Source organism: Sphingomonas sp. AP4-R1 (assembly GCF_013113735.1).
Taxonomy (GTDB): domain Bacteria; phylum Pseudomonadota; class Alphaproteobacteria; order Sphingomonadales; family Sphingomonadaceae; genus Sphingomonas_I.
Genome location: NZ_CP053346.1, coordinates 2,714,962 through 2,734,714, shown reverse-complemented (window position 1 = coordinate 2,734,714; position 19,753 = coordinate 2,714,962). Strand labels below are relative to the sequence as shown.

16 protein-coding genes are annotated in these 19,753 nt (G+C 67.5%); 8 read left to right on the top strand and 8 right to left on the bottom strand.

Annotation, left to right across the window (positions count from 1 at the left end; translation table 11 throughout):
- Position 1 precedes the first annotated feature (1 nt).
- Positions 2 to 532, top strand: a complete 531-nt coding sequence (locus HL653_RS12750; protein WP_253716814.1) for an NUDIX hydrolase — start codon at positions 2 to 4, stop codon at positions 530 to 532.
- A gap of 137 nt (positions 533 to 669) precedes the next feature.
- Here HL653_RS12750 and HL653_RS12745 read toward each other — a convergent pair whose 3' ends face one another.
- Together HL653_RS12745 and HL653_RS12740 are read right to left on the bottom strand one after the other, a co-directional pair.
- On the bottom strand, positions 670 to 1,140 hold the full coding sequence (locus tag HL653_RS12745) for a GAF domain-containing protein (RefSeq protein WP_171744836.1): 471 nt from the start codon (positions 1,138 to 1,140) through the stop codon (positions 670 to 672).
- 169 nt (positions 1,141 to 1,309) lie between these two features.
- On the bottom strand, positions 1,310 to 1,594 hold the full coding sequence (locus tag HL653_RS12740; protein WP_171746951.1) for a chorismate mutase: 285 nt from the start codon (positions 1,592 to 1,594) through the stop codon (positions 1,310 to 1,312).
- 96 nt (positions 1,595 to 1,690) lie between these two features.
- Between HL653_RS12740 and HL653_RS12735 the strand changes: the two genes are divergently transcribed.
- Both HL653_RS12735 and HL653_RS12730 read left to right on the top strand, forming a co-directional pair.
- On the top strand, positions 1,691 to 2,701 hold the full coding sequence (locus tag HL653_RS12735; protein ID WP_171744835.1) for a polyprenyl synthetase family protein: 1,011 nt from the start codon (positions 1,691 to 1,693) through the stop codon (positions 2,699 to 2,701).
- Positions 2,702 to 2,729: 28 nt separating this feature from the next.
- Positions 2,730 to 3,548, top strand: coding sequence for a bifunctional 2-polyprenyl-6-hydroxyphenol methylase/3-demethylubiquinol 3-O-methyltransferase UbiG (locus HL653_RS12730; RefSeq protein ID WP_171744834.1), 819 nt, complete (start codon positions 2,730 to 2,732; stop codon positions 3,546 to 3,548).
- 291 nt (positions 3,549 to 3,839) lie between these two features.
- Here HL653_RS12730 and HL653_RS12725 read toward each other — a convergent pair whose 3' ends face one another.
- Together HL653_RS12725 and HL653_RS12720 are read right to left on the bottom strand one after the other, a co-directional pair.
- A complete protein-coding gene (locus tag HL653_RS12725; protein WP_171744833.1) occupies positions 3,840 to 4,418 on the bottom strand; it encodes a thymidine kinase in 579 nt (192 codons plus the stop codon).
- A 4-nt stretch (positions 4,419 to 4,422) separates the two neighbouring features.
- Positions 4,423 to 6,261 carry a DUF885 family protein gene (locus HL653_RS12720; RefSeq protein WP_171744832.1) on the bottom strand — a complete coding sequence of 613 codons (1,839 nt, stop codon included), beginning with the start codon at positions 6,259 to 6,261 and terminating at the stop codon, positions 4,423 to 4,425.
- A gap of 160 nt (positions 6,262 to 6,421) precedes the next feature.
- Between HL653_RS12720 and HL653_RS12715 the strand changes: the two genes are divergently transcribed.
- Positions 6,422 to 7,228: a sulfotransferase family 2 domain-containing protein gene (locus HL653_RS12715; RefSeq protein ID WP_171744831.1), complete on the top strand. Its 807-nt coding sequence runs from the start codon at positions 6,422 to 6,424 to the stop codon at positions 7,226 to 7,228.
- A 58-nt stretch (positions 7,229 to 7,286) separates the two neighbouring features.
- Entirely contained in the window at positions 7,287 to 9,782 is a 2,496-nt protein-coding gene (gene hrpB, locus HL653_RS12710; RefSeq protein ID WP_171744830.1) for an ATP-dependent helicase HrpB, read from the top strand.
- A gap of 89 nt (positions 9,783 to 9,871) precedes the next feature.
- Here the strand turns inward: hrpB and HL653_RS12705 are convergent, their stop codons facing one another.
- Positions 9,872 to 10,756: a hypothetical protein gene (locus HL653_RS12705; RefSeq protein WP_171744829.1), complete on the bottom strand. Its 885-nt coding sequence runs from the start codon at positions 10,754 to 10,756 to the stop codon at positions 9,872 to 9,874.
- Positions 10,756 to 11,196, bottom strand: a complete 441-nt coding sequence (locus HL653_RS12700; protein WP_171744828.1) for a hypothetical protein — start codon at positions 11,194 to 11,196, stop codon at positions 10,756 to 10,758. The genes HL653_RS12705 and HL653_RS12700 overlap by 1 nt, the downstream gene beginning before the upstream one ends.
- Positions 11,197 to 11,386: 190 nt before the next feature.
- On the opposite strand from HL653_RS12700, the gene HL653_RS12695 reads away from it, so the two are divergent.
- The 3 genes from HL653_RS12695 to HL653_RS12685 all read left to right on the top strand — a co-directional run bounded on the left by HL653_RS12695 (position 11,387) and on the right by HL653_RS12685 (position 15,119).
- Positions 11,387 to 11,686, top strand: coding sequence for an NADH dehydrogenase ubiquinone Fe-S protein 4 (locus tag HL653_RS12695; RefSeq protein ID WP_171744827.1), 300 nt, complete (start codon positions 11,387 to 11,389; stop codon positions 11,684 to 11,686).
- 141 nt (positions 11,687 to 11,827) lie between these two features.
- Positions 11,828 to 14,542, top strand: coding sequence for a M1 family metallopeptidase (locus HL653_RS12690; protein ID WP_253716812.1), 2,715 nt, complete (start codon positions 11,828 to 11,830; stop codon positions 14,540 to 14,542).
- Positions 14,543 to 14,810: 268 nt separating this feature from the next.
- A complete protein-coding gene (locus HL653_RS12685) occupies positions 14,811 to 15,119 on the top strand; it encodes a hypothetical protein (RefSeq protein WP_171744825.1) in 309 nt (102 codons plus the stop codon).
- A 90-nt stretch (positions 15,120 to 15,209) separates the two neighbouring features.
- Here the strand turns inward: HL653_RS12685 and HL653_RS12680 are convergent, their stop codons facing one another.
- Positions 15,210 to 17,093 (bottom strand): sensor domain-containing diguanylate cyclase, encoded by a 1,884-nt coding sequence (locus HL653_RS12680; RefSeq protein WP_171744824.1) that lies wholly within the window; start codon positions 17,091 to 17,093, stop codon positions 15,210 to 15,212.
- 420 nt (positions 17,094 to 17,513) lie between these two features.
- On the bottom strand, positions 17,514 to 19,355 hold the full coding sequence (locus HL653_RS12675; protein ID WP_253716810.1) for a ribonucleoside-diphosphate reductase subunit alpha: 1,842 nt from the start codon (positions 19,353 to 19,355) through the stop codon (positions 17,514 to 17,516).
- Between the last annotated feature and the right edge of the window lie 398 nt (positions 19,356 to 19,753).

Here is a 19,753-nt window from a genome sequence, read left to right as displayed (position 1 = left end):
CATGGATTTTCCCGACAGCGACCAGCCGGTCGAGACGATGTGGGCCGGCAAGTTCATCGTCGCCAAGAAGCGCGGACGCTGGGAATATGTCGGCCGCGCGCGCGGCATCCACGCGGCCGTGATCCTCGCGATCGACGACGGCCACGTGCTGCTGGTCGATCAGCCGCGCGCGCCGCTGGGCGCGCGCTGCCTGGAACTGCCGGCGGGGCTGGTGGGCGACGAGACCGAAGGCGAGGCGATCGACATCGCCGCCGCGCGCGAACTGGAGGAAGAGACCGGCTATCGCGCGGGGCGGATCAAGATCGTCGGCCGCTTCGCCTCCTCGCCGGGCATGGTTTCCGAGACGTTCACCCTGGTGCGCGCTTATGATCTGGAGAAGATCGGGCCGGGCGGCGGCGTGGATGACGAGGACATCATCGTCCATCGCGTGCCGATCGCCGGCATCGCGGATTTCATCGACGCCAAGCGTGCCGAGGGAATGGTGATGGACGTGAAGCTGCTGGCGCTGCTGGGGCCCAGCCTGATCGGGTGAGCGAGGGCCGAACGGCTATTCCGGGTTCCCGCGAAAGCAGGAACCCAGCCCCGAGCGCCACGCCAGCAGCCCTGGGCTCCGGCTTTCGCCGGAATACGGCATCATAGTCGACACGGACGACCCGCTCTCGCTTGCCCCTAGCGCCGCAGCGCGCCTTCGGCCTCGTGCCCGAGCATCGTCAGTTCGATCAGATTTTCGGGCCGTTCGCGCGGGGTCATGTCCACGACGCAGAGCGCGCCGAGCGCATAGCCCATTCGATCGACCAGCGGGACACCCGCATAGAAGCGGACGCCCGGATCGGACGTCACCAGCGGATTGTTCGAGAAACGGGGATCCTGCCTCGCATCCTCCACGACGAGCGGTTCGCCCGGCCGGTGGATGGCATGCGCGCAGAAGGACACGGAGCGCGGCGTCTCGCTCCCCCCGAGCCCGACGCCGGCGGCGAACCACTGGCGCTGATGGTCGATGATCGAGATAGCGGCGAGCGGCGTCTGGAAGATCTTGGCCGCTCGCTCCACGATGCGCTGGAGATCGCCGGAACCCCGCCCGCCCAGCACGCCGCTCCGATCGACCGCACGCTGACGCACAGTCTCGACCGAAGGAGACATTGAAGGCTCGCCAGGGGATGCGCCGGCCATGTTCATACGATAACATAGGAAATTGACATTTTGTAAGTCAATTTGTCGAGATTATCGGGAAAAATTGGTGTTAACGATTTGAAAACACCATCCTCGTCGTATTGAAGACATGGATTCCTTTGCCGCATCCGATCGGCGATCAGATCTTTTCGCGCACCCGCTCGTGATGTCGGATGACCTCATCGATGATGAAGCGCAGGAACTTCTCCGAAAAGTCGGGGTCGAGCTGCGCCGACTTAGCCAGTGTGCGCAATCTTTCGATCTGCTTTGCCTCGCGGGAGGGATCGGCCGGCGGAAGCCCCGCCTTCGCCTTGTAATGACCCACCGCCTGCGTCACCTTGAAGCGTTCCGCCAGCAGGCAGATCAGGGCGGTATCGATATTGTCGATGCTCTGGCGATAGGCGTCGAGCTGTGCGTCGCTCACGATGGTCTCCTCATTCCGCCGCCTTTTGTGGGCGCGGGAGCCCAAGCGCAAGCGCCGCCTGTTGCCTTTGGCGCCCAGCCGCTCCAAGGGCGGCACATGGGACAGGTTACTCCCCTCCGCCGCGACCAGCCGGCCTCGCTCGACCCGATGATGAAGCTCGTCGCGGCCGACATGCATGCCGTGAACGCCGTGATCCTCGCCCGGATGCAGTCCGAGGTGCCGCTGATCCCGGAGCTGGCGGGCCATCTGATCGCGGGCGGCGGCAAGCGGATGCGGCCGATGCTGACGCTGGCCTGCGCCCGGCTGCTGGAATATCCGGGCACGCGCCACCACAAGCTTTCCGCCGCCGTGGAGTTCATCCACACCGCCACGCTGCTGCATGACGACGTGGTGGACGGATCGAATACGCGGCGCGGCCGCCGCACCGCCAACCTGATCTGGGGCAATCCGGCGAGCGTGCTGGTGGGCGATTTCCTGTTCAGCCGCGCCTTCGAGCTGATGACCGAGGACGGATCGCTGCGCGTGCTGCGGATCCTCTCCAATGCCTCCGCCGTGATCGCCGAGGGCGAGGTGAACCAGCTCACCGCCCAGCGCCAGATCGCGACGAGCGAGGCGCGCTATCTCGACATCATCGGCGCCAAGACCGCCGCCCTGTTCGCCGCCGCCTGCCGCATCGCGGCCGTGGTGGCCGAGCGGGACGAGGCCGTGGAGGAAGCGCTGGATGGCTATGGCCGTAATCTGGGCATCGCCTTCCAGCTCGTGGACGATGCGATCGATTACGTGTCCGACGAAGCGACGATGGGCAAGGATGCCGGCGACGATTTCCGCGACGGCAAGGTCACCCTGCCCGTGATCCTCGCCCATGCGCGCGGCAGCGATGCCGACCGCAAATTCTGGCGCGAGGCGATGGAAGGCCGCCGCACCAGCGACGAGGACCTCGCCCATGCGATGCAACTGCTGCAGGCGACCAATGCGATCGCCGACACGCAGGCCCGCGCGCGCCATTACGGCCAGCTCGCGATCGACTCGCTGAGCGGGCTCGGCACCGGCACGGCCCGCGCCGCGCTGGTGGAGGCGGTGGAATTCGCGGTGGCGCGCGCTTACTGATCGCTGGCGCGCGGTGGTTGCTGTTCGCATGGCCGCTTTTCACGAAGCCTTTGGCGAACCGACGCTGGCCGCCCCCGTCTCGCAGGCCTGCACCGCCGCGCAATTCGCCGAGCCCGATTATGCGCGCTGGGTGGAGGCGATCCGCGAGCCCGTGCGCACGCACCGCAAGCAATGGGAATTCGTCTATATCCTGCGCGTGCTGGAGAGCCGGGGGCTGCTGCGCCCCGGCGTCCGGGCGCTGGGCTTCGGCGTGGGCTTCGATCCGCTGACGGCGGTGCTGGCGGCGCAGGGGCTGGAGGTGACGGCCACCGATCTCGCGCCGGATGCGGCTGCGGCGGGCGCCTGGATCGAAACGAGCCAGCATGCGCCGGACCTCGCCGCGCTGAACGGGCGCGGCATCTGCGATCCGGACATGTTCGCCGCCAACGTGCGCCACGAACATGCGGACATGCGGGCGATTCCCCCGCACTTCCGCGAGTATGACGTGGTGTTTTCGTCGTGCGCGTTCGAGCATCTCGGGACGTTGCAGGCCGGCGCGGATTTCGTGATCGCGGCGCTGGAGACGCTGAAGCCGGGCGGGCTGGCGGTTCACACGACCGAGCATAACCTCAACGATACGTGGCGGACGCGGCGGCGCGGGGCGACCGTGCTGTATCGCAGGCGCGATCTGACGAAGATCATCGAGCGCGCGGCGGCGAAGGGCTTCGGCACCACGGCGAACTGGAGCCGGGGCGAGGGCGAGGTGGACCGGCATGTGGACCTGCCGCCCTACAGCGACGATCCCCATGTGAAATTGCTGTTCCGGGGTTATGAGATGACCAGCTTCGGGCTGGTGCTGGAAGGGTAAAACACTTCGCCCGCCAACCCCCACCCGTTTAGTTCGAGCTTGTCGAGAACCCCCAGGGATCGAGCGAAGTCGAGAGCCCGTGCTCCGCATCCCGGCTTCTCGGCTACGCTCGAAGCCTAACAGGTTCTCGACAAGCTCGAACCCAACGGGGGAGTGGGAATGATCCTTTCCCTGGGTTCGAGCACCTTCGAGCCGGTCCAGAACCCCTTCTCGACTTCGATCTCGACAAGCTCGATCTCCGCTCGAACCCAACGGATGGGTGGTGGTGTGTGGGAGGAGAGAGGCCCTCCGCTACCCCCGCATCGCCGCCATGAAGTGCCGCCGGCACAGCGCAACATAGCGATCGTTGCCGCCGATCTCGGTCTGCTCGCCCTGCCGCACCGGGCGGCCCTCGCCGTCCACGCGCAGGTTCATCGTCGCCTTGCGGCCGCATTCGCACACCGCCTTGATCTCGGTCAGCGTGTCCGCCAGCGCGAGCAGATAGCGGCTGCCCTCGAACAACTCCCCCTGGAAATCGGTGCGCAGGCCATAGGCCAGCACGGGAATGTCCAGCTCGTCGCACAGGCCGGCCAGCGCCAGCACCTGATCGCGCGTCAGGAATTGCGCCTCGTCCACCAGCACGCAGGCGAGCGGGCCTGCGCGGTGGCGCGCCTCCACCGCCGCGCGCAGATCGGTGTCGGCGGCGAAGACCGAGGCCTCCGCCGCCAGGCCGATGCGCGACGTGATCGTGCCCGCCTCGTAGCGATCGTCGATCGCGGCGGTCCACAGCATCGTCTGCATGCCGCGCTCGCGATAGTTGAAGCTCGCCTGCAGCAGGTTCGTCGATTTGCCGGCGTTCATCGACGAATAATAGAAATAGAGCTTGGCCATCCGATCAGCCGCGCGCCTTCGCGATATAGGTGTCCACCACGCGCTCCAGCAAAGTGAGTGGCACGTTGCCGGAGCCCACCACGACATCGTCATAGCCGCGCAGATCGTAGCGCGGGCCGAGCGCCGCCTTCGCCTTGTCGCGCAGGCGGAGGATTTCGTTATGGCCCATCTTGTAGCCGCAGGCCTGCGCCGGCATCGCGCAATAGCGATTGACCTCGCTGACGAGCTGGCCGCGCGGCATGCCCGTATTGGCCTGGAACCACGCGACCGACTGTTGCGGCGTCCAGCGCTTCACATGGATGCCGGTGTCGACGACGAGACGGCAGGCGCGGAACGCGATCGACTGGAGGAAGCCCAGCTCGCCATACGGATCGCCCTCATAGACGCCCAGCTCGCTTGCCAGCTGCTCGGCATAGAGACCCCAGCCTTCGGAATAGGCGTTGAAGGTGAGGTAGGTGCGGATCAGCGGGAGGCGGTTCGCATATTCGCCCTGCCAGACATGGCCGGGAATGCCCTCATGATAGCAGAGCGTGGGCAGCGAGAGACGCGGCCAGATGCCCGTATCCTTGAGGTTGATATAATAATTGCCCGGCCGCGTACCGTCGATCGAGCCCGCCGCCGCATAGCCGTTAGGCGCGCCGTCCTGGATCGAGGGGGGCACGCGCTTGATGATGAGATTGCCCTTCACCAGCGTATGGAATGCGCGCGGCAGGCGGCCGCGCACGTCGGCTATGCGGCCGTTGAGGTACGCGAGCAGTTCGGCGCGGCCCTTGTCGTCATTGGCGAAGAGCTGGTCGGGGCGCTTGCCGAGCGCGTCCATCCGCTCGCCCACGGTGCCCTGCGTCATCCCCTGCGTGCGGAGGATCGCGTCCATGCGCGCCTGCAATTCCTTCACCTGCTGCTGGCCGATCGCGTGGATCTCCTCCGGGCTGCGCGTGGTCGTGGTGGCGAAGCGGAGCGCCCAGTCATACCACGCAGGGCCTTCCGGGAACTTCCACACGCCCGCATCCGGCGTCGCCTTGGCGCGCGCGGCACGCAGAGCCTCGAGCTGGCCCTGCAGTGCGGGCAGCACCTTGGCGTTCACGATCGCGGCGGCGCGGGTGGCGTAATCGCCCGCCACGCCCGCCTTGGCCGCGCGATCCGCGACCGAACGGACGAGCCCGGACTGGTCGACCGGCTGGGCGGCGGCGCCGGCGATCTGGCCGATCGTGATATCCAGCAGGAAATCGGGGAGGATGATGCCGCGCGCCGCATCGGCCGCGATGCGCGCATTCTCGTCCGCCAGTTCCTGCCCGTAGGAGTCGAGACGGGCGAGATAGGCATCCGCATCGGCGGCATTCTCGATCACGTGGCGGCTGTCGAGGAAATCGGGCTGGTCGACGAACGCGCCGCACAGCTGCGACGTGACGTAGGGCGCGTTGCGGAAGCTGTTCTGCCCGTTGAGCACGCCCATCTCGCCGAACGGGAATTTCCAGCCCTGCACGGCCAGATCGAACGCCGTTTGCGCGACATCCAGATTGAGCGCGGTGCCGGGGGCCACGGTGGCGCGGTCGATCGCCTTGATATCCGCGAGGCGGCCGGCGGCCCAGGTGGCGCGGGACTGCTCGGCTGCGATCGAGCGATCGGCGAGACGTGATTTCAGCGCGGCGCCGGGGCCGCTGTCGAGCCCGTAATAGCTGGCATTCTCCGGATATTGGCCGAGCAGCTCCTGCGCGATCATGGCGAGCAGGTTTTCGGCGGCGGCATCGGTCGCGCTGCCTGCGGCGGCCCGGGCAGGCAGGGCGGCCAGCGCGGCCACCGCCGCACCCGAGGCCAGAAAATCGCGCCGATTCAGATCCTGCATCACATCACTCCCTTTCGGGCGAGGCTAGCGCGTCCAGTCGCGGCTGACGAGCGCCGCCCGGCGTTCCGGCCGAGCGGCAATTTCCGTCAGTGCCCGTTCACGCGCGGCATGGCGTTAGTCGCCCTCCCCTCGATTTCAGCCGCAGGCGTGATCCGGCCTCATGACGCAGTTCGCGCAGACCCGTCCGCCCAGGTCCGTCGTGGCGGATCCGTGGCATCAGGATTTCTCCGAACAGATACGCTACGCCGCCGCGCGCCTGCTGGGGCTGCGCCTGATCAGCGACGTGCACGAGCGGGCGAGCGAGCTTGGCATCGTCCTGCCGGTCGGGAAGAAGCGCAGGAAGCGGCTCGCGGCCGTGCAGCGCGCCGGCATGCTGTTCGTCCATGTCCCCAAGAATGCCGGGCAATCGGTGAGCGAGGCGCTCTACCGGATGCAGATCCGGCATAATTCGATCCGCTATTATCGCCGGGCGATGCCCGATCTCGCCCGTCTGCCGAGCTTCGCGATCCTGCGCGATCCGGCCGACCGCTTTCTCTCCGCCTATCATTACGGCCTTTCCGGGGGCCAGCCGGACAATCGGATCACGCACGGGATGCGGCGCCGCTACATGCGCTTCCGCTCGGTCGACGATGCGCTGGATCATGTGGAGGCGGCGCGATCGCCCTACGAGATCGATCACATCTTCCGCCCGCAAAGCTGGTACGTGACCGACGAGACCGGCGCGGTGGCGGTTGATCGCCTGCTGCCGATGAGCGATCTCGCGCAGCTTTCGACGATCCTGCCGCAATTGATGCGACCGATCGGCCGCATCAATTGCGGGGGCCGGAAATCGACCCTCCTGTCGCCGCAAGCCGAGGCGCGGGTCCGCCGTCTGTATGCCGCGGATTATACGCTGTTTGATTCCCTGCCGAGGAACGGACAAGATCGGGCCGATGACGGGAGCCCGCTCAGGCGAACGGCGCACTAGACGAACGGCGACACGCGCGGCCTTTCGTGCCGGCGCGACACTGGCCTAAAGGCAGGCCATGGCCGAATTGCCGATCCTGTCCGTACTGCCCGATCTGCTGGCGGCGCTCGAGGCCGCGCCCAATGCCGTGCTCGTCGCCCCACCCGGCGCGGGCAAGACGACCGCCGTGGCGCCGGCCCTGCTCGATCGGCCGTGGTGCACCGGCCGCGTGCTGCTGCTGGGGCCACGCCGTCTGGCCGTACGCGCCGCCGCCGAGCGGATCGCGGCCAATGCGGGCGAGCAGGTCGGCGGGCGGATCGGCTATGCGACGCGGCTCGACAGCAAGCAGAGCGCGCAGACGCGCATGCTGGCGGTGACGCAGGGCATCTTCGTGCAGATGATCCAGAGCGATCCCGAGCTTGCGGGAATCTCGGCCGTGCTGTTCGACGAGGTGCACGAGCGCAGCCTGGACGGCGATTTCGGCCTCGCGCTCGCGCTGGACGCGCAGGCGGCACTGCGACCGGACCTGCGGATCGTCGCCATGTCCGCCACGCTGGACGGCGAACGCTTCTCGCGCCTGCTGGAGGGTGCGCCCGTGATCGAGAGCGAGGGACGCAGCTTCCCGATCGAGCATGTCCATCTCGGCCGCGCGGGCGACCGGATCGAGGATGACATGGCCGCCGCGATCCGCCGCGCGCTGGCCGAACGCGAGGGCGGCATCCTCGCCTTCCTGCCCGGCGTGGCGGAGATACGACGCACAGCCGAGCGGCTGGAAAACCTCCCCGGCGACGTGGCGCTCCATCTGCTGTCGGGCAGCGCCGAGCCGCAGGCGCAGCGCGCGGCGATCCAGCCCGAGCGCGACGGGCGGCGCAAGCTCGTCCTCTCGACCGCCATCGCCGAGACCAGCCTGACGATCGACGGCGTGCGGATCGTGATCGACAGCGGGCTCGCGCGGCGCCCGCGCTACGATCGCGCGGCCGGGCTGACCCGGCTCGTGACCGAACGGGTCAGCCGGGCGGCCGCGACGCAGCGCGCGGGCCGCGCCGGGCGACAGGGGCCGGGCACCGTCTATCGCCTGTGGGAGCAGGCGGCGACGGCGGGCTTCCCGCCCCACGATCCGCCCGAAATGCTGGAAGCGGACCTCTCCGCCTTGCTGCTCGCCTGCGCGCTGTGGGGCGTGAGCGACCCCACCAGCCTGCGCTGGATCGATCCGCCCCCCGCCCCCGCCATCGCCGAGGCGCGCACGCGGCTGATGGCATTCGGCATGATCGATACGGACGGGCGACCGACCGCGCACGGCAAGCAGGTGGCAGCGCTGCCGGTGGGCCCGCGCCTCGGCCATATGCTGGTGCGCGCGGGCGAGCTGGGCATGGCGCGCACCGCGGCGGAGGTGGCGGTGCTGCTGTCCGAGCAGGGGTTGGGCGGCAACGATCCCGATCTGGACGTGCGGCTGCGGCGCTGGCGGACGGAGCGCGGCCAGCGCGCCGATGGCGCGCGCAAGCTGGCGGAACGATGGGCGCGCCTTTCCTCCCCTCCCGCCGGCAGGAGCGGACCGAGAGGTGGGCAATCCGACAGAGACGGCGCGGGCCCACCCCCGCCCCCTCCCGCGAGCGGGAGGGGCGATGAGGTTGGCGCGTGCGTCGCGCTCGCCTTCCCCGATCGCGTGTCGCGGCGGCGGAGCGGTGACGGGGCGGACTGGCTTTCGGCGGGCGGGCGCGGCTTCCGGCTGGATACCACCTCCTCGCTGGCGCGGGCCGAATGGCTGGCGGTGGCGGAGACGCAGGGATCGGCGGCCGGCGCGCGCATCCTCTCGGCCGCGCCGATCGAGCAGAAGGAGATCGAGTCGCTCTATGCGGACCGGATCCAGACCCAGCGCCATATGAAATTCGACAAGGCGACGGGTGGCATCGTCGCCACGCGCGAGCGGCGGCTGGGCGCGGTGCGGCTGTCGGGCGGCGCCGATCCCGAGCCCGATCCGGACGCGATCCGGCAGGCTTTGGTGGTGGCGGTGGCGGATCACGGGATCGATCTGCTGCCGTGGTCCAATGCGGCCACGGCGCTGCGCCAGCGCGCGGCTTATGCGGGCGCGGCGGTGGACCTGTCCGACGCGGCGCTGATCGAACGGATCGACGAATGGCTACCCGCTCTGGTGACCGGACGGCGCAAGCTGGCCGACGTACCGGGATCGGCCCTGTTCGAGGCGCTGGAAACTCTGCTGGGCTGGGACGGCAAGCGCGCGCTGGATGCGGCGGCGCCGGGCCATTTCACCTCGCCGCTGGGGAACCGCCACGCGATCGATTATGCGGCGGATGGCGGCCCGGCGGTGGAATTGCGCGTGCAGGAGCTGTTCGGCCTCGCCCGCCACCCGATGGTGGGAACCACGCCGCTCACGCTGCGCCTCACCTCCCCCGCCGGCCGCCCGATCCAGACGACGAAGGACCTGCCCGGCTTCTGGGCGGGCAGCTGGGCGGCGGTGGCGAAAGAGATGCGCGGCCGCTATCCGCGCCACCCCTGGCCCGACGATCCGGCGGGGGCGGCGCCTACACTCAGGACGAAACGCGCGAGCGGGGGATAACCACCGCAAAGGGGCGATCGTCTTTGCAAGACGCAGGCGTCATTGCGCGCACGGCGAAGCGATGCCGATCCCGCCAGAGGTGATCGGCTCTAGCTTGTCGGTGGCTTGGGAACGGCTGCCGCCACGGCGCCCGGTCCGATCGGATTGGGGCTAGCCTCGATCGCCATCTTGATCAGATCGCGATCGCGCTTGAGACGATCGACTTTCGCCTCGGTCAAACCCGCACTGAGCGCGGGATCCTTGGCAGCCTGCTCGATCAGGGCATCGTTGATGGACGCGGCGGCGACCAGATTGCCTGCCTTGATCGCATCGGCCTGATATTCATAAGCGACCTTGGCCTGAAGCCCCTGCGAAACCCGGACGCTGCTTGCCAGAGCGACGCGGGCACCCTGCCGGCTTGCGTTCACGGCGAGATATTGCTGCCGCAGATCATCCCCGATCTCGAAATAGTTCGCCCGGCGCACCAACTCGTTCATGCGGGCGAGCCACGCCTCCGAGATGCGCTGCTTGAGGGAAAGATCGCACCCATCCGTCTGGATCTGAAGCAGATAGCGCGCCTCCAGGGCCAGACGAAGCGAGTCCAGCACATTGTCCTGCGCGACACTGACCCGGTCAGCGGCGCGTTTGGTGCAGGACGTCGGTTCGGGCCGGGGCAGCGAGAAAGCGAGGCTCGGCGTTTCCCTCCGCACGCGCAGCTGAATCGGCACGGCCGCCCCGCCATAACGGGCCACGAGCGTCCACGATCCCAGCACCTCCTTCTGCTCGGGAAGCTCGACGGAAAACAGCTTGCCCGTGGCGTCGTAGGGAAAATCCAGTTCGCCAGCGTCGGTGATGACGACCAGCCCGGTCGGCTGGCGATCGAGCCATCTGACGACGATTTTCGTGCGCACCGGCGGCGGCAATGCCTGGGCCTCCGCCCACTCGCAACAAAGGCACAGTACCCCGGCCAGCAATAGCCCAATCCGCGCCGTCATCAGCCCCCGCTCCCATCGGTTGCCTTGATCGCCAGCATCGCCAGCAGCTGCGCCCCCAGCCAGCCGCTGACGACGACCAGAAAGCGATGATGGGCGGTGAGCAGGCCTTCGCTGCTCTGGATCCCGTCAAAAGGCGAATAGGCCCAGAGCGGCTGCGCGATCCCGGGTTGATCCACGATGACCCACAGGCCGGCGCAGATCAAAAGCCCAGCGATGCATAACGCGATCGACGCATAGATCCGTAAGTTCGGGGTTTTCGCCTTCCCGGCGAACGCGGAGCCCACGCTGACGATCGCCAGCAGCGCCCCGATGACCACCTTCGCATCAGCCTGCGACAGGATCACGCCGAGATAGATGCCGCCCCACAGCGAGTCGCCCTTCGGCTGCAGGACGGGCAGGATGATCACAGCGCCCAACAGCAGCAGCACGACGATCGCCACCAGGACGAGCGCGATGACCGAGGCCGTATTCTTCTGCCAGTCCGTCATGGCTTCCCCCAAGCCTGAACGTCCGTCCCCAGAGACGGATCATGTCGAAATTCCTCTTCGAAGGCAACGGGCTCGATGATCGACATGCTCTCGCCTGCAACCGACTGTTGACGCCGGTGCTGGCCGCGATAGGGAGAGGGTCATGGTCCAAGCCCGCATCCGCCCCCGCATCAAGAGCAGCATGCAATCCGGCCGCGCCCGCGAAGGCGCCTGGGTGCTGGAATATGAGCCGGCCGAGGCCAAGCGCCCCGATCCGCTCACCGGCTGGGCAGGATCGGGCGATACGCGCGATCAGGTGCGGCTGGGCTTCCCGACGCTGGAAGCGGCCAAGGAGTATGCGACGCGCAACGGCCTCGCCTTCCACGTGACCGGCGGCGCCGATCCCCGCGCGCTGAAGATCCAGGCCTATGCGGATAACTTCAAGGGCCCGGACATCTTCTGATTTTCGCACTCCTGCAAACGCAGGAGCACGGCCAAAACCATAAACGGGCGTCGCGGCTGCGGCGCCCGTTTTCGTATCCGGCCGCTTGCCATGCGGCCCTCCATCGTATTATTCGAGCAATACACTTCCCCGGAGATCGTCTTGCGCGCCATCCTGCTCGCCGCCCTCGCCTTCGCCTCCCCGCTCGCCATCGCGGCGGCGGAAGCGCCCGCCGCCACCGCCATCGTGGCCGACGCGGATGCGCCCAAGGGCAAGCTGCCGGATCAGGCACGCCCGACCTCCTACCGGCTGGACCTGACGATCCTGCCCGATCAACCGCGCTTTTCGGGCCATGTCGAGATCGACGCGCTGGTGAAGGCGGAGACGCAGCACCTCTATCTCCACGGGCGCGACCTGAAGATGGGCCTCGCCACCGCGATCGTCGGCGGCAGGACGATCCCCGCAAAGTGGGTGCAGGTGGACCAGACCGGCACCGCGCGACTCGATTTCGCGAGCCCGCTGCCGGCCGGCAAGGTGACCTTGGCCTTCGATTATGACGCGCCCTTCGGGGAGAGTCCGTCGGGCCTCTACCGGATCAAGGTGGGCAATGACTGGTATAGTTGGAGCCAGTTCGAATCGATCGACGCGCGCGCGGCCTTCCCCTCGTTCGACGAGCCGGGCTTCAAGACGCCCTTCACGGTGACGATCACCACCAAGGCCGGCGCCAAGGCGGTGAGCAACGCGCCCGAGACGAATGTGACGCACATCCGCGTGGCGCCCACTTCCGCCGCCGCGCGCTTCGCCCGCGCGAACAAGCTGCCCGTGCCGAAGACGCTGGACGTCCACCATTTCCAGCCGACGCTGCCGCTTCCCACCTATCTGGTGGCGATGATGGCGGGCCCGTACATCACCGCCGACGGCAAGGCGCCCCCGGCCGCCAACCGCCCCGCCCCGCTGCCGCTCCGCATCGTCGCCACCAGGGCGCAGGCGGGCAAGCTGGACTATGCGCTGGCGGAAAGCCCGCGCATCGTGGAGCTGCTGGAAGCCTATTTCGGCCAGCCCTTCCCCTTCCCCAAGCTCGATCAGATCGGATCGCCGGTGATGCCCGGCGCGATGGAGAATGCGGGCGCCGACATTTACGGCGACGACATCCTCCTGCTGGGCGACGGCGCCACCACGCGCCAGAAGCAGAATTTCGGCATGGTCGTGTCGCATGAGCTGGCGCACCAGTGGTTCGGCGATCTCGTCACCCCAGCCTGGTGGGACGATATCTGGCTGAACGAGAGCTTCGCCAACTGGATGGGCTATCGCATCGGCAACGAGTGGCGGCCCGAGATGAATATCGGCGTGGGCGCGATCGACGAGGCGCTGGCCGCGATGAACACGGACGCGCTGGAAGTGGGCCGCCCGATCCACCAGACGATCACCGAGAACGGCCAGATCGACAGCGCCTTCGACGAGATCACCTATGGCAAGGGCGGCCAGGTGGTGGCGATGATCGCGGCCTATCTGGGCGACGAGGAATTCCGCGACGGCGTGCGCCTCCATCTGTCGCGCCACCGCTACGGCAATGCCACGTCAGACGAATTCTTCCAGGCACTGGCAGATGCGGCGCACGATCCGCGCGTGCTGCCCGCGCTGAAGAGCTTCACCGAGCAGCAGGGCGTACCGGTGGTGGATATCCGCCGCAAGGACGGCAAGCTGATCGCCAGCCAGTCGCGCTATGCGTTCCTGGGATCAACGCCCGCGCCGCTCAGTTGGGTGATCCCCTTGTGCCTGCGGCAGGGCGACGCCAAGACCTGCACGCTGATCGACAAGCCGACGATGGCGATCGGCCCGGCGGCGGCGAGCGCGATCATCCCCAATGCGGGCGGCGCGGGCTATTATCGCTTCACGCTGGCGCCGCAGGATTGGGCGGCCTTGATCGTGGCCTCCCCCACCCTCCCCGCCGGCGAGGCGCTGGCGGCGAGCGACAGCCTGTGGGCCGCCTTCCGATCGGGCAAGGCCGATGCGGCGCAGCTGATCGCGGCGGCGCGGGCGATGGCGGGATCGGCGGACTCGAACGTCGCGGTCGACGGCGGCAAGCGGCTGGCGGGTCTGCGCGCGGTCGGGCTGATCGGGGATGACTCGACCGCCGATTATCGCACGCTGATGGGCCGCCTCTATGCGCCCAAGCTCGCCGCGATCGGCTTCGATCCTGCGGCCGGCGCGCACAAGGCGGACGATCCCGACCGGCAGAAGCTGCGCCAGGATCTGGTCCGGCTGGTCGCGTCCGAGGCGGAGGACGATGCGGTGCGGAGCAAGCTGCTGACGGCGGCCGACGCCTATCTGGCCGGCAACAAGGCGGCGCTGGACGATGCCTTCCTCGGCACGGCGCTGGCGCTGACCGTGCAGAAGGGCGGGCTGCCGACCGCGAAGACGTTGCTGGAGCGGCTCGTGACCAGCGAGGATCCCCTGTTCCGCGCGCGTGCGCTGCAGGCGATCGCGGGCGCGGGCCATCCGGACATAGCGCGCTGGGTGTTCACGCTGAACGAGACGCGCCTGCGCCCGACCGAGCGCGTCGCGCTGATCGGCGGCCTCGCCGGGGCGATGCAGACGCGCGATATGACCGCCGACTGGATCCTCGCCCATTACGACAGCATCGCGAAGGGCAACGGCATCTTCATCTCCAGCCGCCTGCCCTCCGTGCTGGGCACGCAATGTTCGGCCGATCGCGCCAGGGAGATCGCCGACACGCTGGGGCCGAAGGTGAAGGCGCTGGGCGCGGGCGAACTGGCCTTCGCGCGGACGGTGGAGCGCATCCGCCACTGCGGCGACCTGAAGACGGCCAAGTCCGGCGAGGTGGCCGCGGCGCTGAAGGCGGCGGTGGCGGGCTGAGGCGACCTATCGCTGTCGAGACAGCCCTGCATCATTGCGAGCGCAGCGAACCGGTCCAGTCCGGCGCGAGAGGCTGGATCGCTTCGTTCCGCTCGCGATGACGAAGGGAAGGTGGAGGCACTTCCCACCCAAAAGCGCGGTTTTCTGCCTAAAGCGCGACACCGCGCGACGAACGCAGGGCGAAACGAGACAATCGGTTACAGCTTTTGATGCTGCGACGCACAAGAGCGGCTTGAACCGACTCGGCGCGGCGGAGTAACTGGCAGCGATGTCTCAGAATGCTCTCGTCCTCCAGGCCATCGCTCTCAAGAAGTGCGTGAAGGCCACCTATAATCGCACGCAGGTGCGCCTCGCGCCCCACATCCTCTACACGCGCCACGACGAACTCTATCTCGATGCCGTGACGAAGGAGCGTGACGGCCAGCCGCCGCGCGAAGTGAAGATCGGGACGTTCAAGCTGACCGGGCTGCAGGATCTGGCGGTCGCGGCCGATCAGCCGTTCGAGCCGGAGAGCATCTTCGATCCCTCCAGCGAGAAATATCAGGGCGTCACGCTGTTCGCCGTCGAACAGGGCTGAACCCGACCGGCCGGATCGGGGCGCGATCGGCGGGTGCCGATGCGCCTCGGCCCGCCGAACCGTCCCCGAAAAACCTGACTCCGCTGGGGATCAGGCTTCCCGGATCATATCCGATGCCGGGCCGGCATCGATGCGCCGCTGGGCGCAGCGGACGAGATTTCGCCCTCCGCGCTTCGCATCGTACAGCGCCTCGTCCGCGCGCTGGAGCAGCGCCGTCATCGCCTCGCCCGGCTGCCAGCCGGCGACGCCAAGGCTGGCCGTAACGCGGGGCCGGTCCCCCAGCCCCTCCATCGCATCCGCCTCGATCGCGGCGCGGACCCGGTCCGCGATCGTCTCCGCCACATCGAGCGGCGCATTGGGCAGGACGATGATGAACTCCTCGCCCCCGAAGCGGCCGATGAAATCGGAGCCACGCAGCGCCGACGCGGCCGCGCGGGCGACGCGCTGCAACACGCGATCGCCGATGACATGGCCGAACGTGTCGTTGACGCGCTTGAAGTGATCGATGTCGAGAATGGCGACCGCCAGCGCCTGATTCAGATCGCGCGCCTGCTGGTGCGAGCGATCCAGCACCACCAGCAGCTGGCGCCGGTTGGGCAGGCCGGTGAGCGCATCGGTTTCGGAGGCGAGGCGGGCGGCGGCGGCGGCCTCCTCGGCGGCGATGCGCGCGTGATCGAGCGCGCTTTCCTGCTCCGTCTGGACCGTGCAATCCTGGATCGTGCCGAAGATGGCGACGATCGCGCCCTGCGGATCGCGATGGATCTCGCCACGCACGAAGACATGGCGGACCTCTCCATCCGGGCGGCGGATGCGGGAGCGATATTCATAGCCCTCCCCCTCCAGCATCGCGGCGTGGACGATGGCGCGGACGCGATCGCGATCCTCGTCGACATAATAAACGTCGAACACATCCTCGGGCGGGATCGGCGGACCGGACGGATCGACACCGTGGATGCGATAGGTTTCGGCCGAACAGAACATCTGCCGGTTGTCCGCCGTGAACCGCCAGTGGCCGAGTTGCGCGGCCGCCTCCGCCAGATTGAGCAGGCGGTTCTTCTCGCGCAGTTCGTCCAGCAGGCGACGTTGTGCGCCGAGCAGGGCGGTGGACGGCAGACAGGCCGCGTACAGAACGAACAGATAGAGCTGGACGCACAGCACTTCCTGCAGGCGCCCGACATGGATCATCACCACGGGCCCGCTGCCGAGGCCCGTCGCGACCGTGGCGATCGCGGCGACCACCACCACGCCGAGCGAGACGCCGACCGTTCCGAGGCGGACGACGACCAGCATCATCGCCGCCAGCGGCAGGAACAGCATCGGATAGCGATTGGCCATGAAGGCGATCAGCGAAGCGACCGTGACCAGCGACAGCAGCAGCACGGCCTCGATCACATATTGGCGCGGGATCCGGCGCAGGCGCTGCCAGGCGCCTTCATCCAGCGCATCCGCGACCATGATCGCGATCGGCGTGATGATGAGCATGCCGAGACAATCGGCCAGGAACCAGGACGCGAAGAAAATCGCGTAGCTGCCGACCGCGAAATTGGTCGCGATGGCGGCGCTGGCGGCGGCCGCGACCGCCGCGACCAGACAGAACAGGGCCAGGCATCGCCCCGATACGGTCGGCATGCCGGGCATCAGGCCCAGCCTGCGTACCATCGCGCGGGCGAGCAGCGGCTCGGACAGGTTGGCGACGGTGAAGCCCGCACACATCAGCCAGGTGCCACCCGAAAGGCGGTTCGCGGCCATGCTGGCGATCGCACTGATGACAAGATAGCGGCGCCCTGGGCGGCCGCCGTGCAGGATTGCGGCGAGCAGCACCGCATTGGCCGGCCAGATCGGTGCAAATCCGAAGAGGCCGTTGCTCAGCTCGAGCGAAAAGAGCGCGGCAAAGAAATAGGTGACACCGACGAGAATCGCCTTAGCGAATGCCTCGGCACTATCGTCTTTAAGAGAGGCGGTTCGCACGGGCATATCGGGCTGGTAAGCTCGAAGGGTTAATTGCCGACGAACATTAGCCGAGCTCATCTCTTGTTACAATGTGGCGTCACGGGCGTGTGCGTTAACAGGCTGTGTTGTGACACGCCCGCACCACGCAGGCATCGTTTCGCGGGCGCCTCCCGTCTGAGGCGGCCCGACGGCCGCCGACGGATCTCGATGCGGACGCCGCCGCCCAGCACATCGTCATTGCGAGCGCAGCGAAGCAATCCAGTTCCTAGCGTGCGGGACTGGATTGCTTCGCTGCGCTCGCAATGACGAAAGGCCGAATGTCAGCCTCTTCCGCCGACCACGCCCCTGAGGACCATCGACAGGCGAGAGGGCCGAGAACCATGCCGATAGTCCGGAGGATCATTGGCAGGCGAGAGTGTCGCGCACAGCCAATAGTCCGGGGGACTATTGGCAGGCGAGGCACTCGTCATAATCCTTCACGTCCAGCTCGATCTGCTTCAGGTCGGGCGTGTTGTCCGCCTCGACCCCGCCGGCGAAACCGGCGCGCTGGATCGACATCGAGCGCAGATAGTAAAGCGACTTGATGCCCAGTTCCCACGCGCGGAAGTGGAGCATCAGCAGATCCCATTTCTCCACGTCGGCCGGAATGAACAGGTTCAGCGACTGCGCCTGATCGAGATAGGGCGCGCGATCACCGGCCAGCTCGAGCAGCCAGCGCTGATCGATCTCGAAGCTGGTCTTGTACGTGTCCTTTTCCTCCGGCGAGAGGAAATCGAGATGCTGGACCGAGCCGCCCTTCTCGAGGATCGAATTCCAGACCGCGTCGGAATCCTTCGATTTCTCCGCCAGCAGCTTCTTCAGATAGGGATTCTTGATCGAGAAGCTGCCGGACAGCGTCTTGTGCGTATAGATGTTGGCGGGGATCGGCTCGATGCAGGCCGAGGTGCCGCCGGTGATGATGCTGATCGACGCGGTCGGCGCGATCGCCGTCTTGCACGAGAAGCGCTCCATCACGCCCATGTCGGCCGCGTCCGGGCACGGCCCGCGCTCGATCGCGAGCGCCATCGAGGCCTCGTTCACATGCGCCTGGAGGTGCTTGAAGATGCGGAGGTTCCAGCTCTTGGCCATCGCCCCCTCGAACGGCAGACCGCGCGCCTGCAGGAACGAGTGGAAGCCCATCACGCCGAGGCCGACCGAGCGCTCGCGCCCCGCCGAGTAGGCCGCGCGCTCCATGCCGGGCTCGGCGCGCGCGATGAAATCGTCGAGCACGTTGTCGAGGAAACGCATCACATCCTCGATGAAGCGCTTGTCGCCGTTCCACTGATCCCACGTCTCGAGATTCAGCGAGGACAGGCAGCAGACGGCGGTGCGATCCTTGCCGTGCTGGTCGCGGCCGGTGGGCAGCGTGATCTCGCAGCACAGATTGGAGGTGGAGACCTTGAGCCCCACGTCGCGCTGGAACTTCGGCATGGCGCGGTTCACCGTGTCCTGGAACACGATATAGGGCTCGCCCGTCCGCAGCCGCGTCTCGATCAGCTTCTGGAACAGCGAGCGCGCATTGACCTTGCCGCGCACCGAGCCGTCCTTGGGGCTCTTGAGCTCCCAGTCCGCATTCTCGCGCACGGCCTCCATGAAGGCGTCCGGCACCAGCACGCCATGATGCAGGTTCAGCGCCTTGCGGTTGAAGTCGCCGGTCGTGTTGCGGATCTCGAGGAACTCCTCGATCTCGGGGTGCGAGACATCGAGATACACCGCCGCCGAGCCGCGCCGCAGCGAGCCCTGGCTGATCGCCAGCGTCAGGCTGTCCATCACGCGCACGAACGGGATGATGCCGCTGGTCTTGCCGTTCAGGCCTACCGGCTCGCCGATGCCGCGCACCTGCCCCCAATAGGTGCCGATGCCGCCGCCGCGCGAGGCGAGCCAGACATTCTCGTTCCAGGTGTCGACGATGCCGTTCAGGCTGTCGTCCACCGAATTGAGGAAGCAGGAGATGGGCAGGCCGCGCCCCGTGCCGCCGTTCGACAGCACCGGCGTGGCGGGCATGAACCACAGGCGCGAGATATAATCGTAGATGCGCTGGGCGTGCGCGGCATCGTCGGCATAGGCCGAGGCCACGCGCACGAACAGATCCTGATAGCTTTCGCCGGGCAGCAGATAGCGGTCCTTCAGCGTCTCCTTGCCGAAATCGGTGAGGAGCGCATCGCGGCCATGATCGACATCCAGCGGATAGGGCGCGCGCGGGCCGCTGCTGGCGGCCTTCGCCTCTGGCTCGAGCAGGGCTGCCATGTCGTTCACTTGTCCTTCGCTACCGCTACCCGAGAGATCCATCGCAGCCCCCAAATATCGTTCTGTATCCGTTCGACCGAGGCCACCGCCCCTTCTACCATCAGAGCGCGACACACCGGAGTCACAGCTTCGCCCTCACCCCTGCGACAACAGGGACGGAGCGCCGGATACGATATGGGGATCGCTCCGGATGATCTCAATCAGGTGTGCCTCGCACATGGCGTCGACACCACAGATAGTGTCATTCCGCGATTCCGGGCGCAAGAGGTGAAATTTCTCGGAGATGAAACTAACCGGCTTGACGCGCGACGAGCCGAGCAGAATCGGCGGTTTGGCGCGGCTGGCGCGACGCGGGCGCGAAACCGTGGCTGGTCGACGTCGACGATAAGGTCGCGGCG

Bases quoted from the DNA above. Each gene is read 5' to 3' on its own strand.
- HL653_RS12750 (WP_253716814.1), top strand. From the start codon at position 2: ATGGATTTTCCCGACAGCGACCAGCCGGTCGAGACGATGTGGGCCGGC.
- HL653_RS12745 (WP_171744836.1), bottom strand. From the start codon at position 1,140: ATGTCTCCTTCGGTCGAGACTGTGCGTCAGCGTGCGGTCGATCGGAGC.
- HL653_RS12735 (WP_171744835.1), top strand. From the start codon at position 1,691: ATGGGACAGGTTACTCCCCTCCGCCGCGACCAGCCGGCCTCGCTCGAC.
- HL653_RS12730 (WP_171744834.1), top strand. From the start codon at position 2,730: ATGGCCGCTTTTCACGAAGCCTTTGGCGAACCGACGCTGGCCGCCCCC.
- HL653_RS12725 (WP_171744833.1), bottom strand. From the start codon at position 4,418: ATGGCCAAGCTCTATTTCTATTATTCGTCGATGAACGCCGGCAAATCG.
- HL653_RS12720 (WP_171744832.1), bottom strand. From the start codon at position 6,261: ATGCAGGATCTGAATCGGCGCGATTTTCTGGCCTCGGGTGCGGCGGTG.
- HL653_RS12715 (WP_171744831.1), top strand. From the start codon at position 6,422: ATGACGCAGTTCGCGCAGACCCGTCCGCCCAGGTCCGTCGTGGCGGAT.
- hrpB (WP_171744830.1), top strand. From the start codon at position 7,287: ATGGCCGAATTGCCGATCCTGTCCGTACTGCCCGATCTGCTGGCGGCG.
- HL653_RS12705 (WP_171744829.1), bottom strand. From the start codon at position 10,756: ATGACGGCGCGGATTGGGCTATTGCTGGCCGGGGTACTGTGCCTTTGT.
- HL653_RS12695 (WP_171744827.1), top strand. From the start codon at position 11,387: ATGGTCCAAGCCCGCATCCGCCCCCGCATCAAGAGCAGCATGCAATCC.
- HL653_RS12685 (WP_171744825.1), top strand. From the start codon at position 14,811: ATGTCTCAGAATGCTCTCGTCCTCCAGGCCATCGCTCTCAAGAAGTGC.
- HL653_RS12680 (WP_171744824.1), bottom strand. From the start codon at position 17,093: ATGCCCGTGCGAACCGCCTCTCTTAAAGACGATAGTGCCGAGGCATTC.
- HL653_RS12675 (WP_253716810.1), bottom strand. From the start codon at position 19,355: ATGGCAGCCCTGCTCGAGCCAGAGGCGAAGGCCGCCAGCAGCGGCCCG.